20 protein-coding genes are annotated in these 19,372 nt (G+C 60.0%); 11 read left to right on the forward strand and 9 right to left on the reverse strand.

Translation table 11 applies throughout. The annotated features are described in order from the left end of the window. Positions 1-15: 15 nt before the first annotated feature. From M1D99_RS06430 to M1D99_RS06440, 3 genes are all read right to left on the reverse strand, one after another. A complete protein-coding gene (locus M1D99_RS06430; protein ID WP_458131535.1) occupies positions 16-552 on the reverse strand; it encodes a hypothetical protein in 537 nt (178 codons plus the stop codon). A 387-nt stretch (positions 553-939) separates the two neighbouring features. Further along, complete coding sequence (locus M1D99_RS06435) at positions 940-1,446, reverse strand: L,D-transpeptidase family protein (RefSeq protein ID WP_039591469.1); 507 nt, start codon at positions 1,444-1,446, stop codon at positions 940-942. A gap of 41 nt (positions 1,447-1,487) precedes the next feature. Next, entirely contained in the window at positions 1,488-2,039 is a 552-nt protein-coding gene (locus M1D99_RS06440; protein ID WP_186705189.1) for an NUDIX hydrolase, read from the reverse strand. A 146-nt stretch (positions 2,040-2,185) separates the two neighbouring features. Between M1D99_RS06440 and M1D99_RS06445 the strand changes: the two genes are divergently transcribed. Genes M1D99_RS06445 through M1D99_RS06455 form a run of 3 tightly spaced genes read left to right on the forward strand, consistent with a single transcriptional unit; the run spans position 2,186 to position 3,532 of the window. Beyond that, positions 2,186-2,785: a CoA pyrophosphatase gene (locus M1D99_RS06445; RefSeq protein WP_186705190.1), complete on the forward strand. Its 600-nt coding sequence runs from the start codon at positions 2,186-2,188 to the stop codon at positions 2,783-2,785. 16 nt (positions 2,786-2,801) lie between these two features. Then, the gene (locus tag M1D99_RS06450) at positions 2,802-3,326 is read left to right on the forward strand and encodes a gamma carbonic anhydrase family protein (RefSeq protein ID WP_186705191.1); all 525 of its coding nucleotides are present in this window, start codon (positions 2,802-2,804) and stop codon (positions 3,324-3,326) included. After that, positions 3,323-3,532, forward strand: a complete 210-nt coding sequence (locus M1D99_RS06455; protein WP_458131536.1) for a DUF1289 domain-containing protein — start codon at positions 3,323-3,325, stop codon at positions 3,530-3,532. Before M1D99_RS06450 ends, M1D99_RS06455 begins: the two co-directional genes overlap by 4 nt. A 159-nt stretch (positions 3,533-3,691) precedes the next feature. On the opposite strand, the gene M1D99_RS06460 is transcribed toward M1D99_RS06455, so the two are convergent. Both M1D99_RS06460 and M1D99_RS06465 read right to left on the reverse strand, forming a co-directional pair. Continuing rightward, a complete protein-coding gene (locus tag M1D99_RS06460; protein WP_458131537.1) occupies positions 3,692-4,354 on the reverse strand; it encodes a Pr6Pr family membrane protein in 663 nt (220 codons plus the stop codon). A gap of 12 nt (positions 4,355-4,366) precedes the next feature. Continuing rightward, positions 4,367-4,597: a VF530 family protein gene (locus tag M1D99_RS06465; RefSeq protein ID WP_458131538.1), complete on the reverse strand. Its 231-nt coding sequence runs from the start codon at positions 4,595-4,597 to the stop codon at positions 4,367-4,369. Between the two features lie 496 nt (positions 4,598-5,093). Here M1D99_RS06465 and M1D99_RS06470 point away from each other — a divergent pair, with 496 nt between their 5' ends. Next, positions 5,094-7,508: a glucose/quinate/shikimate family membrane-bound PQQ-dependent dehydrogenase gene (locus tag M1D99_RS06470; protein ID WP_434574459.1), complete on the forward strand. Its 2,415-nt coding sequence runs from the start codon at positions 5,094-5,096 to the stop codon at positions 7,506-7,508. 308 nt (positions 7,509-7,816) lie between these two features. Here the strand turns inward: M1D99_RS06470 and purT are convergent, their stop codons facing one another. The 4 genes from purT to M1D99_RS06490 all read right to left on the reverse strand — a co-directional run bounded on the left by purT (position 7,817) and on the right by M1D99_RS06490 (position 11,175). Continuing rightward, positions 7,817-8,998 carry a formate-dependent phosphoribosylglycinamide formyltransferase gene (gene purT, locus M1D99_RS06475; RefSeq protein ID WP_207966776.1) on the reverse strand — a complete coding sequence of 394 codons (1,182 nt, stop codon included), beginning with the start codon at positions 8,996-8,998 and terminating at the stop codon, positions 7,817-7,819. A 90-nt stretch (positions 8,999-9,088) separates the two neighbouring features. After that, positions 9,089-9,556, reverse strand: coding sequence for a preQ0 transporter (locus M1D99_RS06480; protein WP_458131539.1), 468 nt, complete (start codon positions 9,554-9,556; stop codon positions 9,089-9,091). A 246-nt stretch (positions 9,557-9,802) separates the two neighbouring features. Then, complete coding sequence (locus tag M1D99_RS06485) at positions 9,803-10,600, reverse strand: siderophore-interacting protein (protein ID WP_458131540.1); 798 nt, start codon at positions 10,598-10,600, stop codon at positions 9,803-9,805. After that, positions 10,597-11,175 (reverse strand): PadR family transcriptional regulator, encoded by a 579-nt coding sequence (locus M1D99_RS06490; RefSeq protein ID WP_434574462.1) that lies wholly within the window; start codon positions 11,173-11,175, stop codon positions 10,597-10,599. The genes M1D99_RS06485 and M1D99_RS06490 overlap by 4 nt, the downstream gene beginning before the upstream one ends. Before the next feature lie 427 nt (positions 11,176-11,602). Here M1D99_RS06490 and M1D99_RS06495 point away from each other — a divergent pair, with 427 nt between their 5' ends. The 7 genes from M1D99_RS06495 to M1D99_RS06525 all read left to right on the forward strand — a co-directional run bounded on the left by M1D99_RS06495 (position 11,603) and on the right by M1D99_RS06525 (position 19,357). Beyond that, positions 11,603-12,088, forward strand: a complete 486-nt coding sequence (locus M1D99_RS06495; protein WP_434574463.1) for a CS1 type fimbrial major subunit — start codon at positions 11,603-11,605, stop codon at positions 12,086-12,088. A 127-nt stretch (positions 12,089-12,215) separates the two neighbouring features. Next, entirely contained in the window at positions 12,216-14,750 is a 2,535-nt protein-coding gene (locus tag M1D99_RS06500; RefSeq protein WP_434574464.1) for a TcfC E-set like domain-containing protein, read from the forward strand. A 164-nt stretch (positions 14,751-14,914) separates the two neighbouring features. After that, positions 14,915-16,156, forward strand: a complete 1,242-nt coding sequence (locus M1D99_RS06505) for a hypothetical protein (protein ID WP_458131541.1) — start codon at positions 14,915-14,917, stop codon at positions 16,154-16,156. A 41-nt stretch (positions 16,157-16,197) separates the two neighbouring features. Continuing rightward, positions 16,198-17,442: a hypothetical protein gene (locus M1D99_RS06510; RefSeq protein ID WP_434574466.1), complete on the forward strand. Its 1,245-nt coding sequence runs from the start codon at positions 16,198-16,200 to the stop codon at positions 17,440-17,442. 60 nt (positions 17,443-17,502) lie between these two features. Beyond that, a complete protein-coding gene (locus M1D99_RS06515) occupies positions 17,503-18,246 on the forward strand; it encodes a molecular chaperone (RefSeq protein WP_458131542.1) in 744 nt (247 codons plus the stop codon). A 43-nt stretch (positions 18,247-18,289) separates the two neighbouring features. Next, positions 18,290-18,772, forward strand: a complete 483-nt coding sequence (locus M1D99_RS06520) for a CS1 type fimbrial major subunit (RefSeq protein ID WP_434574468.1) — start codon at positions 18,290-18,292, stop codon at positions 18,770-18,772. Positions 18,773-18,862: 90 nt separating this feature from the next. Continuing rightward, positions 18,863-19,357, forward strand: a complete 495-nt coding sequence (locus M1D99_RS06525; protein ID WP_458131543.1) for a CS1 type fimbrial major subunit — start codon at positions 18,863-18,865, stop codon at positions 19,355-19,357. The last annotated feature ends 15 nt before the right edge of the window (positions 19,358-19,372 follow it).

The raw sequence follows: 19,372 nt of genomic DNA on the forward strand, positions 1-19,372 counted from the left end.
TAGTTCGGGTTGGGCTCACAATCGGCAAGGTTGTCTTTCTTGCATGCTTGCCTGACGAACTCGCGCTTGACTCCCCCCGGAAAGCTGATCTCCTGCTCGCTGACAGCATCCCCCAGATGCATCCTGGTCAATACCATGAGGGGCTTTGATCTCATAGACCCATTCCTTGGCGAAGCGCTGGGCGAGATCCTGATCGCGGGTTGTGCTGCTGTAGACCGATTTCGCTGCCCCAGCACCGTGGCTCCACCAGTCATACATCCATTCGGGTACTGGAAAGCCTACGGCTTTGGGTAAGATCCCGTTCTGGAAGGCGTCGAGTCCCTGACCCGTGGTGTCCCCTCGATAAAGCGTGTCCATATCGGTGCGCCAATGCAAAGATGGCTTGGTATCGCGGATCGACACGTCTGTATCCGCCGTGACCTGAAGCCAGGCGGTATACCATGGCTCCTCTTTTCCATCGGCTCCCCACGCGTCGGCGCCCGGTTGCCACATACCTGCAAACACCACCGCCGCGACAGCTGTGGCCTGTATGAAACTGTTATTGATTGTCATGATTCGATGCCTTATCAGGAACGGTGAAGCCCTATCGAATCACATACGTCATGACTTCCTATGCTTCGACGTGACACGTCTCACTTTTGGATTCTGCGGGGGCCGAGCGAGCCGAGCCATCGCATCAGTTCTGAGGGTAGATCAAGGCGGGGGGAGGGGTTGGCGTTGCGGTGCGTGGACTTGTAACAAAAAGGCTGGTCGACACAGTTCCCTGTGGCTAGGGAGCTTGCTCCCGCTGGGCTGCGAAGCGGCCCCAAAGCAGGCAACTCAATTTGCCTGAGGCACCGAATTGCCTGGTCTTAGGGGTGCTGCGCAACCCAGCGGGAGCAAGCTCCCTCGCCACAGGAACCCTTATCCACAGGAGCCCCTCGCCGCAAAAATAGGGCGCTACGGACGAATTTCGATCATCGTCCCATCCGGCACCAGGTTCCACACCTCGCGCATGTCCACGTTGCGCATGGCGATGCAGCCGTCGGTCCAGTCCAGCGTATGGAACAACTGCTCAGGATTGTCTTCAGAATCCGGTGTGCCGTGGATCATGATCATGCCCCCCGGCTCCACGCCTTCACGGCGGGCGCGGGCGGCGTCGCTGATGTTGGGGTAGGAGATGTGCATCGACAGGTAGAACTTGTCGCTGACCTTGCGCCAGTCGATCCAGTAAAAACCTTCGGGGGTGCGCTTGTCGCCTTCGATCAGCTTGGGGCCTTTCTTGGCGCCCTTGCCCAGGGAAATGCGATAGGTCTTGAGCGGCTTGCCGTCGTTGATCAGTTGCAATTGATGGGCGGATTTCAGCACCAGGACTTTTTCAATGACCTTGCCGTTATAGGTTCCCACGGCGGCGGCCTGGGACACCGCGGTGAATGACAAGCAGAACAGGACAAGCAACCAGCGCATTGAAACGATATCCCTAGAGGTGTCGCGGCTATATTGGATTTTCAAGTATTGGCAGGCTGGGCCAACGGCGGTATCGACTCGGATCGCACCGGGTAATCTTCGGCTCGCCGATCAGCGTAGAAGTATTCTAGGGTACGGCCCACTGTGCGGAAAGCCAGCTCGTCCCAGGGAATGTCGGCTTCTTCAAACAGCTTCACTTCCAGGCTTTCGGGCCCGGCAGCGAAGTCCAGGTCCATCAACTCGGCGCGGAAGAATACATGCACCTGGCTGATGTGCGGTACGTCGATCAGCGTATAGATGCTCAGGTTACGCACCCGGGCGCAGGCTTCCTCGGCGGTTTCGCGCACCGCGGCCTGCTCGACAGTTTCGCCGTTCTCCATGAAGCCCGCCGGCAGTGTCCAATAACCGCGCCGTGGCTCGATGGCGCGTCGGCACAACAGGACCTTGCTGCCCCAAGTCGGTACACATCCGGCAACGATATTGGGGTTCTGATAATGGATGGTATGGCAAGTGTCACAGACAAAGCGCAGTCGCGAGTCGCCCTCGGGTATGCGCTGGGTCACCGGGTTACCGCACTGGCTGCAGAATTTCATGCTTGGATTCCTGGAGGCTGCGCCTATCTTGGCGTGTACGGGGCGGTATCGGCAAGTTGTCGTTTCGCGACATGACGCGGTCCGGGGCTTGGGCCGCTTGCGTGATTGGTGCATGATGCTAGGCAGCGAATAAATCGAGAAGTCTCATGCTGGACGAGCTACTGCATCGAGTAACCAACCACACGCCGCGCGATCTGGAGACCGATCGGCGTTTCCCTGAAGCGGCGGTGCTGGTGCCGATCACTCGCAGTGATGAACCGGAGCTGGTACTGACCCTGCGCGCCAGCGGTCTGTCGACCCACGGCGGCGAAGTGGCGTTCCCCGGCGGACGCCGAGACCCGGAAGACCCCGACCTGATTTTCACCGCCCTGCGCGAAGCGGAAGAGGAAATCGGCCTGCCCCCCGGCCTGGTGGAGGTGATCGGTCCCCTCAGTCCACTGATTTCGTTGCACGGAATCAAGGTCACGCCTTACGTCGGCGTGATCCCGGATTACGTCGAATACCAAGCCAACGACGCCGAGATCGCCGCAGTGTTCAGCGTGCCGCTGGAGTTTTTCCGCAAGGACCCGCGCGAGCATACCCACCGCATCGACTACCAGGGCCGTAGCTGGTACGTGCCCAGCTATCGTTTCGAGGGTTACAAGATCTGGGGGCTGACAGCGATCATGATCGTCGAGTTGGTCAACCTGCTGTACGACGCCGAAATCGACCTGCACACCCCGCCGAAGACTTTCATCAACACCTGATGCCCCGAGGATTCCCATGAAATACCGCCTGGGCGATGCCCGTGTCGAAACCCACCCACAGAGCTGGGTCGCGCCCAACGCCACGCTGGTGGGCAAGGTCCGCCTCGAAGAGGGCGCCAGTGTCTGGTTCAACGCCGTGCTGCGCGGTGACAACGAACTGATCCTGATCGGCAAGGACAGCAACGTGCAGGACGGCACCGTGATGCACACTGACATGGGCTATCCACTGACCATCGGCACCGGCGTGACCATTGGCCACAACGCCATGCTCCATGGCTGTACGGTAGGCGACTACAGCCTTATCGGCATCAACGCGGTGATCCTCAACGGCGCGAAGATCGGCAAGCACTGCATCATCGGCGCCAACGCGCTGATCGGCGAGAACAAGGAGATTCCCGACGGCTCGCTGGTGATGGGCTCGCCGGGCAAGGTGGTGCGTGAATTGACCGAGGCCCAGAAGAACATGCTCGTGGCCAGCGCGGCGCACTATGTGCACAACGCCCAGCGCTACGCCCGCGATCTGGTCGAGCAGGAACCATGAGCGCCGCTGAACGCCCGGTGCCGTCGCCCTGCGTGAATATCTGCGCGCTGGACGATGACGACATCTGCACCGGCTGCCAGCGCACCGTGGCCGAGATTACCCGTTGGAGCCGGATGGACAACGAGGAGCGACGCGCGGTTTTGGCGTTGTGTCATGAACGGGCCAAGGCCAGTGGGTTGGTGTGGATGATGCCGGCACGACGCTGATTGTGAATACGCTCCACTGTGGCGAGGGAGCTTGCTCCCGCTGGGCTGCGAAGCAGCCCCAAAATCAGGCGCCCGGGTGTATCAGGAAAATACGGTGGCTGTTTAAGAGGGGCTGCTGCGCAGCCCAGCGGGAGCAAGCTCCCTCGCCACAAGGGCATCTCACAAGGCTTTAATCGATCGTCGTCCAACCCACCGATCCATCCCCACCACCCCCAGCGCAATCCCGACAAACCCCACCAATATCCCCCCGGCATTAACGAACACCTGTGGATAACCCAGGCTCGCCACGTCGATGAAAGGGTAGGGGTAGGCCGCCAGCAAATCCCCGCGCAGCAGGGCATAGGCGAAATAGACCAAGGGGTAGATCATCCACAACCCGATGTGGCCCAGGCGCAAGCTGCCTTTGGGCACGCACCGCCACCAATAGGCGATGTACAGCAACGGCACCACGTCATGCAGTAATTCATCGGCCACGAACTGCCAGCCCTCGGGCTGCCAGAGATGGCGCAGCAGCAGGTTGTAGGCCAGGCTGACCAGGGCGATGCTCACGGCGATGCCGCTGCGTACACTGGGCCTGAGGAACCAGCGTCGGGCCGGGGAGGGGCGCGGGGTAAGCTCCCAGGTCAGCACCACCGCCACCAACAGGTTGGTCAGCACCGTAAAGAAGCTGAAGAAACTCACCAACCCGCCCAGCAGGCTCGCGCCCAGTTCCCAGCGGCCCAGCAGAATCAGATACAGCTGGTTGCTTAACCCCGCCCAGGCCAGCAGCGCCGCCACCGACACGAAGCGCTGTCGCAGGGTGAGGTGAGGACCTCTGACCATCCCCACGGCTATTCAGACCGGCCGTTTGGTGCGCATCAACTTGATGTACAGGCGTTCGACTTTCTCTCGCGCCCAAGGCGTCTTGCGCAGGAAGGTCAGGCTCGACTTGATGCTCGGGTCGCTCTTGAAGCAGCGGATATCGATACGCTCAGCCAGGCCGGACCATTCGTAATGCTGCACGAGGGCGTTGAGGATCTGCTCCAGCGTCACGCCGTGCAGCGGGTTGTTGTGGGGTTCGGTCATTGGAGGCCTTCGCGGGAAAAAGGGTAAAGCCGCGCACCTTAGCCGAGGTGCCCTTGTGGTGGAAGCATAGCCTTCGTCGTGGCCTCCTGGGCCAGGCGCACTGTTACTGAATCCGAAATGATTCATGTCAATAAAAGCGCTTTCTCTATTTGTAACTGGACATTATCCTTGCGCCGCCTGCTGAAACGCTTCTTCTGGTGTGCCAGAGCCTCTGCGTACAGCTCACTCCTATCGAATTATCAAAAATGCCCGTTGTTCTGACTTTATAAAGACAGCGCTATCTCAGACTGATTCCTGTGGGAGCGGGCTTGCTCGCGAAGGCCATTTTACATTCAACGCCGAGCTGACTGATCCGCCGCTTTCGCGAGCAAGCCCGCTCCCACAAGGGATCGCGGCGGCCAATTTGCCTTTTTCAACTGAACCATGGCCCCTCAAGATCGTCATCTAAAGTGACTACTTGCGCGGGACTCCTCAAAACGACACGGAGAATCACACTATGAGCACTGAGGGTGCTTTGAGTCGAAGCCGTCTGCTACCGAGCTTGCTCGGCATTCTGCTTCTATTGATGGGCCTGGCCCTGCTGGCCGGGGGAATCAAGCTGAGCACGCTCGGCGGCTCGCTGTATTACCTGCTGGCTGGTATCGGCCTGGCGCTGACCGGCGTGTTGCTGATCATGGCCCGTCGCGCGGCCCTGGGCCTGTACGCGCTGGTGCTGTTCGCCAGCACCGTGTGGGCACTCTGGGAAGTGGGCCTGGATTGGTGGCAGCTGGTGCCGCGCCTGGCGATGCTGTTTGCCTTGGGCATCGTCATGTTGCTGCCGTGGTTCCGTCGCCCGCTGTTGGCCGCCGATGCCTCGGCCATGGGCACCCGCGCATTGGGTGCCGCCGTGGTCATCGCCGGTATCGCCGCGCTCGCCAGCCAGTTCACTAACCCGGGTGAGATCAAGGGCCAACTGGACCGCGACAGCGTGCCGGGCATGGCCAACACCGCACCGGCCATGCCGGACGGCGACTGGAACTCCTACGGGCGCAGTGCCCATGGCGACCGCTATTCGCCGCTGGCGCAGATCACCCCTGAGAACGTCGGAAAGTTGAAGGAAGCCTGGTCCTATCGCACCGGCGACCTGCCAGGGCCGAACGACCCGGGTGAAACCACCGCCGAAAACACCCCGCTAAAGGTCAACGGCATGCTCTACGTGTGCACGCCTCACAGCCAGGTGATTGCCCTGGAGCCTGAGACCGGCAAGGAAATCTGGCGTTTCGATCCGAAGCTTTCCACGCAAAAAGCGGAAAACTTCAAGGGTTGGGCCCACATGACCTGCCGAGGCGTGACCTACCACGATGACGCCGTGTACGCCTCCGCCGAGCAGAGCCCGACCGGCACCGCCAGCACTACGCCGGCCAGCACCGTGTGCCCACGGCGGATCTTCCTGCCGACCGCCGACACCCGCCTGATCGCCCTCAATGCCGACACCGGCAAGATGTGCGAAGACTTCGGCGACAAGGGCCAGGTCGACCTGACCGCCAATATCGGTGGCTTCACCGCGGGTGGTTACTACTCCACGTCGCCACCGGCGGTCACCCAAAACCTGGTGGTGATCGGCGGTCACGTCACCGATAACGTTTCCACCGACGAGCCAAGCGGTGTCATCCGTGCCTACGACGTGCACACCGGCAAGCTGGTGTGGAACTGGGACAGCGGCAACCCCGACGACACGACGCCGATTGCCGAAGGCAAGACCTACACCCGCAACTCGCCGAATATGTGGTCCATGTTCAGCGTCGATGAAAAACTCGGCATGCTCTACCTGCCGATGGGCAACCAGACCCCCGACCAGTTCGGCGGATTCCGCACACCGGAATCGGAGAAATACGCCGCCGGCCTGACCGCCCTGGACATCGCCACCGGCAAGGTGCGCTGGTACTTCCAGTTCACCCACCACGACCTGTGGGACATGGACGTCGGCGGTCAACCGACCCTGATGGAACTGAAGACCGCCGATGGCGTGAAACCGGCCGTCCTGGCGTCGACCAAGCAGGGCAGCATTTACGTGCTGGACCGCAGCAACGGCCAGCCGATCGTGCCGATCAAGGAGATCCCGGTGCCGCAAGGCGCGGTGGAAGGCGACTTCACCTCGCCGACCCAGCCGATGTCCGACCTGAACTTCGTACCGCCGGTCCTTCAGGAACGCGACATGTGGGGCGTGACCCCGTTCGACCAGATGCTGTGCCGGATCGACTTCAAATCCTTGCGTTACGACGGCATGTTCACGCCGCCGTCGTTGCAAGGCTCGATCGTCTATCCGGGTAACTTCGGCGTGTTCGACTGGGGCGGCATTTCGGTCGACCCGGTGCGCCAGATCGCTTTCGTCAACCCGAGCTACATGGCGTTCAAGTCGAAACTGGTGCCGGCGGCCGAAGTGGCCGGTGGCCCGGGTCGCAAGAGCGAAACCGAAGGCGTGCAGCCGAACAAGGGCGCGCCCTATGGCGTGATCCTCGAAGCGCTGCTCTCGCCCATGGGCCTGCCGTGCCAGGCGCCTGCGTGGGGTTATGTCGCGGCCGTGGACCTGACCAACAACAAGACCCTGTGGAAGCACAAGAACGGCACCGTGCGCGACAGCTCGCCGGTTCCGATCCCGCTGAGCATGGGCGTCCCGAGCCTGGGTGGCACGTTCACCACCGCCAGCGGCCTGGCGTTCCTCAGCGGCACGCTGGACCAGTACCTGCGTGCCTACGACGTGAAGAACGGCAAGCAGCTGTGGGAAGGCCGCCTTCCCGCCGGCGCCCAGACCACGCCGATGACCTACACCGGCAAGGACGGCAAGCAATACGTGCTGGTCGTTGCCGGTGGTCATGGTTCCCTGGGCACCAAGCAGGGTGATTATGTGATTGCCTACAAGCTGCCGGATTAAGCTCAACCGGCGACCATGAAAAAGGCGACACCCTTGCGGGTGTCGCCTTTTTTTAGCAGCGCGGAGTCTCTGCGAACGCAGGCCTCCGAGCTTCCGAGCTTCCGAGCTTCCGAACTTTTGAGCTTCTGAACTTTTTAGCTTTTTAGCTTTTTAGCTTTTGTGGCGAGGGAGCTTGCTCCCGCTGGGCTGCGAAGCGGCCCCCTGCTTTGCCAGCCATCACACTGCAGGGGATGCTGACGCATCCAGCGGGAGCAAGCTCCCTCGCCACAGGGGATCGTGCTCAGCCTTGGGGTTGTGCTCAGCCTGTTTTACAGCTCGATCTTGACCGCCTGGGAAGCCCGGGTCGCCTTGGCGCGGGCGGCTTCGATGGATTCATCGCGGGCCAGGGCCACGCCCAGGCGGCGCTGGCCGTTGACTTCCGGCTTGCCGAACAAGCGCAGGGCGGTGTCCGGTTCGCTCAGGGCCACGCCCAGATTGGCGAAGGCGGTCTGGGTCGATTGACCTTCCACCAGGATCACCGCCGAGGCCGACGGGCCGAACTGGCGGATCAGCGGAATCGGCAAGCCGAGAATGGCACGGGCATGCAAGGCGAACTGCGACAGGTCTTGGGAAATCAGCGTCACCAGGCCGGTGTCGTGCGGGCGTGGCGAGACTTCGCTGAACCACACTTGGTCACCCTTGATGAACAGCTCGACGCCAAACAGGCCGCGACCACCCAGGGCTTCGGTCACCGCCTTGGCGACGCGCTCGGATTCGGCCAGGGCCACCGGGCTCATGGCCTGGGGCTGCCAGGATTCCTGATAGTCGCCTTTTTCCTGACGGTGGCCGACCGGTGCGCAAAACGTGGTACCGCCGACGTGACGCACGGTGAGCAAGGTGATTTCGTAGTCGAAGTCGATAAAACCTTCGATGATCACCCGGCCCTTGCCGGCACGGCCGCCTTCCTGGGCATAGTCCCAGGCTTTCTGCACGTCATCAGCGCTGCGCAGCAGGCTCTGGCCCTTGCCCGACGAACTCATCACCGGCTTGACCACGCACGGGAAACCCAGGGTCTCGACGGCCTTGCGGTAGTCCTCCACGGTGTCGGCGAAAAAATACGGCGAGGTGGGCAGGCCCAGCTCTTCGGCGGCCAGGCGACGGATGCCTTCACGGTTCATGGTCAGTTGCGCGGCGCGAGCCGTAGGAATCACCGTGAAGCCTTCCGCTTCCAGCTCCACCAAGGTGGCGGTGGCGATGGCTTCGATTTCCGGCACGATGAAATGCGGCTTCTCGGCCTCGATCACCGCACGCAGGGCTGCGCCGTCGAGCATGTTGATCACATGGCTGCGGTGGGCCACTTGCATGGCCGGCGCGTTGGCGTAGCGATCCACGGCAATCACTTCGACGCCCAGGCGCTGCAGTTCGATCACCACTTCCTTACCCAGCTCACCGCTGCCACACAACAAAACGCGGGTCGCGGTGGGCGACAATGGGGTTCCGATACGGGTCATCTGAAGGTCCTCAAACAGGAGCGGATCATCGGGGGCGCGCGCCGGGCGAGCTTCCCATGGGAGAAAGCGCGGCATTTTACATGAACCGCGTCAGCCGGTGACGGCCTGTTTGCGCAGACGCCAGGCCATGATCAGCCAGACGGCGGTGACCCCGGCGAATTTCGAGAGCAGGGCGGTGATCACCACGGCGGGCGTCAGGGCGTCGATCAGGCCGAAGAAAATAAATGTATCCAGGGGAATACTCAGGGCCGAGCTGATCCACAACCGGTCATGGAGCGGGCGCTTGGTGATCGTGAACACCAGCCAGTCGATGCACTCGGACACCGCGAACGCCGTGGCGCTGGCCAGGGCGATGGTCGGATCCGAGGTGACATAGGACAACACCAGCGCCGCCAGCATCGCCGCAAGGGCGCCGTGACCGAAACGGGTCTGCACCATGTCTCGCAGGATAAACACCAGGCCGCCCCAGGCCGACCAGATGATGTCCAGGTGCGGCGCGGCGGAAAACGCGAAGTTGATCAGCACGACGCTGCTGATGTAGGCGAGCAGGAAAAGCATGGGGCGGGGTACCTGGTGGGGATGGAATGTCGGTGAAACCCTCAAGGGCAAACAGCCCCCTGTGGCGAGGGAGCTTGCTCCCGCTGGGCTGCGAAGCAGACCCAAAACCTGACAACTCGGTGGATCAGATAGATCGAGGTGACTGTTTTTTGGGGGGCTGCTGCGCAGCCCAGCGGGAGCAAGCTCCCTCGCCACAAAGGCTGTGCTCAGTCAGTGAGTGAAGGGTACTTCAGCACCGCCACTCCCTCAATCTTCCTCACTGTCATCCAGCTTCCAATACCCCACCGCCTTCACAAAATCCTGATCCAACCCTTTCTCTTCCAGCAACACCTTGCGAATCTGCCGCGACACCTTGCTCTCGGTCGCGATCCAGGCGTACAACTTGCCGCCAGGCATGTCCAACTGTTGCACGGTGCGCAGCAGGTTGTCCGGGCGGCCCTCGCGCAGCACCCAGATCACGTGCACCTGCGCCGGGCTCTGGAGGATTTGCTGCTCGGCGCCGTTTTCCACCTCCACCACCACCAGGGCACGCCGGTTGGGCGCCAGCCCTTCGAGGCGGCGGGCGATGGCGGGCAGGGCAGTTTCGTCGCCGACCAGCAGGTAGCTGTCGAAGATGTCCGGCACGATCATCGAGCCCCGGGGCCCGGCGATGTTGAGGTATTGCCCGGGCGCCGCCTGGGCCGCCCAGGTCGAGGCCGGGCCGTCGCCGTGGAGCACGAAGTCGATGTCCAGCTCCAAGGTGTCCAGGTCATAGCGGCGCGGGGTGTAGTCGCGCATCGGGGGCATCGGGCCCTGGGCCTTGTCGATGCTGGGGCTAGGGCTGGGATTGAAGTTATCCAGGGCGGCCTGTTCCTCGGCGTTCTGCGGGAACAGCAGTTTCACATGGTCGTCTGTGCCCAGGCTGGCGAACCCGGCCAGTTCCGGCCCGCCGACGGTGATGCGGCGCATGCGCGGGGTCAGGTCCTCGACCCGCAGCACTTGCAGGCGACGGCGTTTGATCTCGTGGCTGACACGGTGGATGGTGTTTGGATCGACTTCGGTCATTGGCTTGACTCCGAGACTGATGGACGGTCGGGGCCGTCGACGATGGCTTTGGCGGTGGCGTCGAGCAGGTCGCGCACCCGCCGGATTTCTTCCGGGCTCCAGTGGCCATGATGCTTTTGCAAGGCATGGCGCAGGTTATACACCGCTTCATGGATTTCCGGGGGGCGTTCATGGCCGCGCAATGCGCGCTTGCTGGTTTCGATGCGCGTACGCACCTCATCCAGCGCTTCGGCCTGTTCCTCAAGGGATAGACGTCCGGCATCGGTCACGCTGTAGCATTTTTTTCCATCTTCGACGCCGCAACTGATCATGGCGTTCATTTCCAGGAAGGTCAGGGTCGGGTAGATGACGCCTGGGCTGGGGCTGTAGGCGCCCTCGAACATGTGCTCGATCCGGCGGATCAGGTCGTAGCCGTGGCACGGCTGCTCGGCAATCAACGCCAGCAACAGCACTTTTAAATCACCGGCGGCGAAGACCCGGGGCGCCCGGCTGCCACGCGAACCGGTCGGGCGTCGTTCGAAACCGTCGTGTTCGTGTTTGGAGGAAGAATCGGAATGAGAATAAAGGGGGTTCATATGCTGTCTCCGTTCTGCATATAGATAGCACTCAGATATATCTTGAGTAAAAGATATATCTTTTGACTTAATCATTTTTCGTAAACTAAGATATATCTTGTTTTTGCGGCGGGTTACTTGCGTTCAGGGAATGACCTTACAGGAATGCTCAATGTATGCGGGGGGCGGCGGCATACATTTGTAATGATAAAAATGGCGCAGGCTTAAAATGTGGGCTGTTTCTGACAGCTAAACTTATGCTTTAACAAAAACTGCATATTTTTCGCTCTTTCGTATGCCGTAGGTACTACAAGCCTATAGGAAATTGCCTGCTTTTTTTTAATTAAAGAGCGCCGATCATGCTCGGCGTTGGAGGGCCAGCCAAGTTGCGCTTGGTTTGCAAGCTCCAGCCATTTCTCTTTATTGCTTAAAAACAGGTGTTAACAACATGCTCAAACAACTCGTATCCGGTACTGCCCTGGTCGCCGCTACCCTGGGTTCCTCGCTGGCATTCGCTGCCGATGATGCACGCTCTTCCATCCACATCACCGCGAACATCCCGACCCAGCAGTTCCATGTGCTGCCGCGCAACCCAGACTTCGGTAAAGATGAAACCATGAACTACAACACGGTCAGCGGCACCCTGACCTCGTTGCGTCAGACCTTCGATGTGAAGAACACTGACGGTTCGGTAAACGCTTATATCGAAGGCGGTCCGGCTTCGCTGTTCAACGGCAGCGACGCCATTGCCCTGACCACCACGTTCAATGGCGTCACCCTGACCGCCTTGTCCCAGGAAGTAGTGGACGACGCTACCTCAACTCCAGGTACCCAGGCTGAAATGGTCATCATCCCGGCCAAGCCGCTGGACACCCAGAACGGCCTCTATACCGCTGATATGACCGTCATCTTCGACGCCGTGCCGCGTCCTTGATGGCCGTCGATGCCCGTTGAGTTTCACCTCGCCCCACGGGCATCGCCGCAGGCCGGCCGGTTCTCCCCAGCCGGTCGGCCCGCACCTGAAACGCCCCGATAGCGCACAGATTAATGAGAGTCCGTTGATGTTTCCGATGACACCCATCGCGGGTGCGCTCGCGCTGTTGTTGTGCGCGAATGCACTGGCCGCGCCGACTGCCCCCGGTACTACCCCCAGAAGCCTGTTGGCCCAGGCCAAGGGCCTGCCGGCGGAGTTCGAAGCGCATTTCTTCGATGTCCCTCTTGCGGTTCGTGTTGAACTCAACCAGCAGTATCTCGGTGAAGCCATGGTGGTCTTGACGCGGGATGATCGAATCACCCTGCTGGAGTTCACGGACACTCAGGAAAGCACCATCAAAGCGATCGAGCGTGAGCAATGGGAGCAACTTCTCAAACAGGGGCTGGCACTGGGTGCCTGCGAAGCCAACTGTTCGTCAGGGCTGCTGGCTGTGCATTACAGTCTCGAAAATTCCTTGGTGACGATCCTGACCAGGGACGTGGAACGCGTCACCGAAACCAAGCGTTACTACGATCAGCCGGAAGGCGGCAGCCTCGGACTGATCCTGAACAACCAACTCAATATCAATGGTGGCCAGGAACAGGACACCGGTGGCCGTTATGGCCTCAACGCCAGTTCCAGCCTGGGCAACTGGAGCCAGTCGCTGGACCTCCAGCTCTCGCGCCTGGGTGGGCCGGATGACAAGATCTACCATGCTGTCCACGAGCTCTATACCCAACGGGAGCTGGAAGGCACTTTCTTTCGCCTGGGTTATTTCACGCCAAGCTCCGATGGCTTGAATCGGCAGATCCGTTCGTTCGGTGCCAACCCGGACACGGCGTTGGGGGTGATGTATGGCAGCTCCGACAGCCTGGTGATCGATAATCCCAAGCCCAGCGTCTACCCCATCTATGTCACCGCCAGCCGTCAGGCTTCGGTGGAAATCTATCGCAACGGCTTGTTGATCAATACCCAAGCCGTCAGCGCCGGCTTGCAAAGCCTGGATACCCGGAGCTTGCCCGGCGGCATTTATGAAGTGGAAGTCAGGCTGATCGAGGACGGGCAAACCACCGCCACCAGCCAGGAGTTGGTCTATAAACCCAACAATTGGAACAGTACCGAAGACCGCTGGCGCTACAACCTGTTCGCCGGGCGGGAGACCCGACTCTGGAGCAACTGGGAAGACCAGCCCTCGGGTTTCAACACCGCCGGGCTTGGCGTCAACTACCTGTTGCACCCCCGGGTCATCCTGGGCGCCTCCACGCGCCAGGTGCAGGACAAATTGCAAGTCGGCACCTCGGTGGACTGGACGCTGGGCAGCAATACCAGCCTCTATGCCAACGTCTATCAGACGGAGCAGTACGGCAACGGCATGGACCTGCAAGGCCTGTACAGCTACGGCAATGGTAGCGTCGTCGCCAGCCATAACCGCAGTTGGCTTGACACCCGCAACACCTACGAGACCTTGCCGGACGGCACGCGCATTCGCCAGCGCAATGTATATGTAGGACATACCAGCAATTCGTCGCTGTCGGTCAACCATCGCTTGAGCAACAAGACCTCCGTCAACGGGCGGCTGGCCTATAGCGAAGGCAACGTACAGGGCACGGGCCTGGACCTTGGCTGGACGCAGCGCACAACGTTTCGTGGCAGCGATGCCAACTGGCGACTATCGGTGTTCGACCGTCCCGGTACGTCGAGCACGGGCGACAAACGCAATCGCGGCCTGGACCTGAGCCTCAGCGTGGCCTTGGGCGGGCCGGGTGAATACTGGTCGGGCAGCATCGGCACGCGCACCTCGCGCGATGGCGAGCGCGACAACAATGCCTCGCTGTCGTATCGCCGCAGCCTGGAGGACCATGTGCTGCAAAGCGTCTCCGGCACGGTGCTGGCCGACACGTATGGTGTGGGCCTGTCCGGCCTCGCCAGCTTCGAGACCGATTCACTGTTCGGCGATGGCTTCGTCCAGCGCTCTTCCTATAACGACAACCTCACCGGCGGTTTGAACCTGAGCAGCACAGTGGCCGTGGGCGGCCAGAAAGCCACGTTCACCGGCGTACCCCAAGGGCGCGGCGCGGGGATGATCGTCGATGTGGAAACCGATCTGGACGCCGTCGCCCTGCGCGCCGACGATTTGACCGGCGGCAGCACCCTGTTGCATCCCGGTCGCAACTTCGTGCCGATCACTGCCTACAAGAACAGCATGGTGACCTTCGATTTCGAGGGCCTTCACCCGCCGGCGGCGAACATCGAGCCGTCGCGCACCCGCTATCACCTGAACAAGGGCGGCGTGGACTATCGCAGGATCCAGGTCCTGCGGACGGTGACGGTGCTCGGGCGCTTGCTCGATGCCCAGGGACAGCCGCTCAAGGGCCATCACGTGATCAACCACGCCAGCCGCGGCATCAGCGAGGTGGACGGGTTCTTCTCGATGGAAATGAATGCCGGCTCGCCGACGCTGGAAGTGCGCTATGGCAATGAATTGTTCTGCCGGTTCCGGCTTGACCCCGACAACGCCGATCGCGAAGGCGATGTGTTGATGATCGGTGACTTGCGCTGCACGCCGGACACGTTGGCCGATACGGCGGTTGCCGAGGCTGACACTGCGAAACAGCGCTCATGAACCGCCAAGGCTGTGGGAGCACAACCCTATTGGCTAATGCTGGTCGCTCAAGATCAACGATGAACCCGTGGCGAGGGAGCAAGCTCCCTCGTCACGGGTTCACCGATTCTCGGAAAGAACAGTGTTGCACGCAGTTATTTGTCTTGATGTATGAGGTTGTATAAATGAAACCCTTATCGGTTGCAGTGCGCAGCGTGGTCTCTGTGTTGTTGTTTGCGTGTGTGCCTACGGCCAATGCCTTGAGTCGGGATATCACGGCGGTGTTCAGGCCCGACCCCTCGAAACCCAACGAGAATACTTTTCTCAACACCACGCCGGTAAGCGGTCACTGCGCGTCCAATCCCTGCTACAGCATGTTCAGCATTCGATTGCCCCTCACTGCCGATGGGAACAGCGCTATCCAGGCGAATCATCAAGATCCTCGGCAAGGCGCTATGTTCAGTGTGCCTACCAATTGGCGTCCGGTACAAGTTACCCATACGGGTACGGGCGAATCAGAAACTGTTGAAGTGCGGTGGTCCGGCTTTGGCTCGAAACACCGGTTCACCCCCAATGTGATCCAATTGGTAGGCGGGGGCGTGAGCGCACTGGAAGCTCACGACATGTTATGGGGCGGTCGTTGGGGAGCGCATCCACCCCCTCCATGTCGATACGTCAGTGGGGGAGGTTTTGACGATCGGGTCTATACCTTTTTCTTGCGGACGCCAACAGAAGGCGCGTGCGCCAAGACCGCCCGTTATTTGCTTCCTGCCGGAACCATGAATTATGAGTATTTGGACTTCGCCTATGAATTGCGCACACCCAATCCTTTAAAAATGTCCTCCGGCCAATACACAGGGTCGCTGACTTATAGCATAGGGCCTCGGCAGGATATTGATCTGAGCGATGTCATGGTTCCGAGTGATTCGGCGCTCACGCTCAATTTCAAACTCGACGTCGAGCACATCCTCAAAATAGATGTTCCCCCCGGGGGCAACCGGGTCGAACTGGTGCCTCAGGAAGGCTGGCAATCCTGGCTGAACAGCGGTCGTAAGCCAACGCGGCTGTTTCGTGACCAACGCTTCCATATCTCCGCCTCTTCGCGCTTCAAGATGATGCTCGAATGCGAGCAAGTCAGCGGCAATACCTGCGCGGTATCCGAGGCCGGCAGCGGCCATGCGGTGCCGGTCGACATCAGCGTGACCCTGCCCAACGGCTTGACCGACGGCGCCGGGCAACCCGTCAATCGGCGTCGGCTGTTGCGTGACGGCAGCGGCACCGAACTGTTTCAACCGGGCCAGTATGTCGATCGCGGGCCGGGAACCCTGCACTTCGAAATTGGTCGCGACAGCGTCGAACAAATGCTCGACAGCGGTGCGAAGGCGTATTCCGGCAGCGTCACGGTTGTCTGGGACTCGGAAGTTTAAAAAACTTGGTCTATTCAACGGATTTGAATGAGGTCGTACCAATGAAAGGATCACCAGTAATAGCAGGCTGTGTGGTTTCAACGTATTTGTTTTTCGGCGTTCCTGTTGCCAACGCATTGAGCCAGAACATCACCGCATTGTTCAGGCCCGACCCGTCCAAGCCTCAGCAGAATGCTTTTACCAATACCACGCCCAATAGTGGTTATTGCCAAGAGCATCCATCGCAGTGCGCGGGTACGACATTCAGCATCCGGTTGCCAATGAGTTTTGAATCGAACGCACCTATCCAGGCAAACCATGGTGACCCTCGCCAAGGTGCGATGTTCGAAGTGCCCGCTAATTGGCGTATCACCCAAGTGACGCATGCCGGTACAGGTGAAACGGCCTTCGTTGAAGTACGTTGGGCCGGTTTGGGATCGCGTCATGAGTTTGATCGCAAGGTGGTCGATCTGGTCGGCGGAGGCGTGAGTACGATTCAAGCGCACCGAATGTTATGGAGTGGTCTTGATTGGGTATATGCCCCCGCGCCCTGCCGGTACAGCGGTGTTGGCTGGTATAACGAAAGGTCCTATCAGTTCTTCTGGAAAACGCCGACAGAGGGTACGTGTGCAAAAAGGGCCAACTACCTGGTCCCGTCGATGAAGTACAACTATCTGGATTTTGCCTATGAACTGCGCACGCCTAACCCTCTGAGGATGTCGTCCGGCCAATACACAGGCTCGATTACCTACAGTGTCGGGCCGGGACGGGACATCGACATGGGTGATGTCATGGTGGCCAGTGATTCGGTGATCACCCTTAATTTCAAACTCGACGTCGAGCACACGCTCAAGGTCGACGTGCCTCCAGGTGGCAACCGTGTAGAGCTGGTGCCGCAGGAAGGCTGGCAATCCTGGCTGAACAGCGGGCGTAAGCCGACGCGGCTGTTTCGTGACCAGCGCTTCCATATTTCGACCTCTTCACGATTCAAGATGCTGCTTGAGTGCCAACACGTAAGCGGTAACACCTGTGCGGTATCGGAGACCGGCTCCGGCCATGCCGTGCCGGTGGCGGTCAGCGTCAGCCTGCCCGACGGTTTGACCGACGCGGCCGATCAGCCAGTCAACCGGCGTCGGTTGTTACGTGACGGCAGCGGCACCGAATTATTCCAGCCGGGGTTCTATATCGACCGACGACCTGGGGCTTTGCATTTCGAAATTGACACAAGCGGTGTCGAGGCGATGTTGGACAGTGGGGCCAGCATTTACACCGGCAACGTCACGGTCATCTGGGACTCGGAAGTTTGAATGGCTTGACGGCCACACTCTATTAGTAATTGCGCTTGATGCACGAGGTTAGACAAGTAAATGAAACAGCTATTGGCATGGATTGGATTCGGTCTTTTTTGCAGCGTGGCCCAGGCCGGGCCGCAGATCGGCGTTGGGGTGGTCTACGACTACCTGGACGGTGACAAAAGCACCTACATGAAACGGGTTTTCAACGGCGGCACGTCCACAGCCTTCGTCAAGGTCAACATCCTGGAAATCGTCTACAACGAGGACGGCACTTATCAGGAAGTGCCGCTGCAGAACCAGGCCAGCGCAACCGCCAAGGATGGCCTGATGGCCAGCCCGGCCCGGCTGATCGTGCCGGCCAACGGCATGCAGGGCACGCGGTTGTTGTTTATGGGCAACCGCGACAAGGAGCGTTACTTCCGGGTGCGTTTCGTGCCGGTGGTGCCCGAAGCCGAGGATGAGTTTGCCGTCAGCGCCGAGGAACGCGAAGCCTACAAGAAGGAACGCGTGGAGGCGGGGGTCAAGGTCCTGGCGGGTTACGGCACGGTGTTTTTCGTGCGGCCCAAAAATACCCGTTTCGAGACGGTGATCGATGACAACGCCAGCCGCTACCTGATGCGCAACAACGGCAACAGCGTGGTGGTGATCGATGAATTCAAGGATTGCGCCGCGCAGAAAGAAAACGATTGCCGTCCGGCCACCAAGCACCACGTCATGGCCGGTCGGTCCTTTTCCTTCGACAAGGAGGCGGGCCGTGAGTATCGCTTCACATTGATCGAGGGTGGCCAGAGCAAAACCGTCGAAATCAAGGGTTGACGGCTACCGTCGCCGAATCGTCATTGCGCTACAGGTAATCGATATGTCCAAGACACTGCTATGCCTCCTTGCGTCGATCGGGCTGACATTGCCCTGGTTCCCGGCTTGGGCGGCGGTCGAGCGGGAAACGTTCGAACTCTACGTGACCATCCCGACGGCAGAGTTTCACGTGTTGCCACTCGATCCGGAGCTGGTACAGCGCGAACAGCGCTTGCCGTTCAACACCATCAAAAACGACCTCATGCCCTTGCGCGCGACCTATGAGGTCAAGAACACCAATGGCGCCATCGGCGCCCGGCTGGGCGAAGAAGCCTATCTGTCCAATGGTCGCGAGCGTATCGACTTGAGGGTCAAGTTCAATAACGTTGAACTGAGCCTGGATTCATCCCAGGTCGTGTCGGCCAGCGAGGCCAGGCCGGGGCGCCAGGTGCCGTTGGAAATTGCCGCGATCAAGCCCGGTGACGCCTATGTGCCCGGTGACTATTACGGCACGGTGCACATGGTATTCGATGCTTTGGCGCCGTAGGGCGATCAGCGCAAGCGCACGGAAGGGTGAGGCTCATAGCGTGCAAGCTCCCTCGCCAAAGATGTTATTAACCATAAAAAGGTGTCAAAGATGTTTGAAAAAATTATGTTCGTTACTGCTCTGGGGGTTGCTGCCCTGAGTTCCTCGTGGGTGTTCGCTGCCGATGATGCACGCTCGAACATTCACATCACGGCGAATATTCCGAACAAACAGTTTCATGTGCAACCACGGGACCCGGAGTTCGGTAAAGACGAAGTGATGCACCTTGACCCTATCACGGGCTTTTTAAGACCTTTGCGCCAAACCTTTGATGTAAAGAATACCGATGGCTCCGTGCATGCTTATCTTCAGGACGGCCCGGCTTGGCTGAGCAATGGGAATGCCCGAATTGACCTGTCGGTGTCGTTCAATTACGTAATCCTGAGTAGCGAGCCTAAGGAGGTCGTGGATGATGCGTCGTCCACGCCAGGCACCCAGGCCGAGATGGTTATCTCTGCATCCAAGAATCCAGATGGAGAATCACCAGGCTTGTATACCGGTAACTTCACCGTCATTTTCGATGCAGTCCCTCGTGTAACCCTCTGATCCATGCCCCTGTGC

This window comes from Pseudomonas sp. R3-41, from assembly GCF_054161485.1.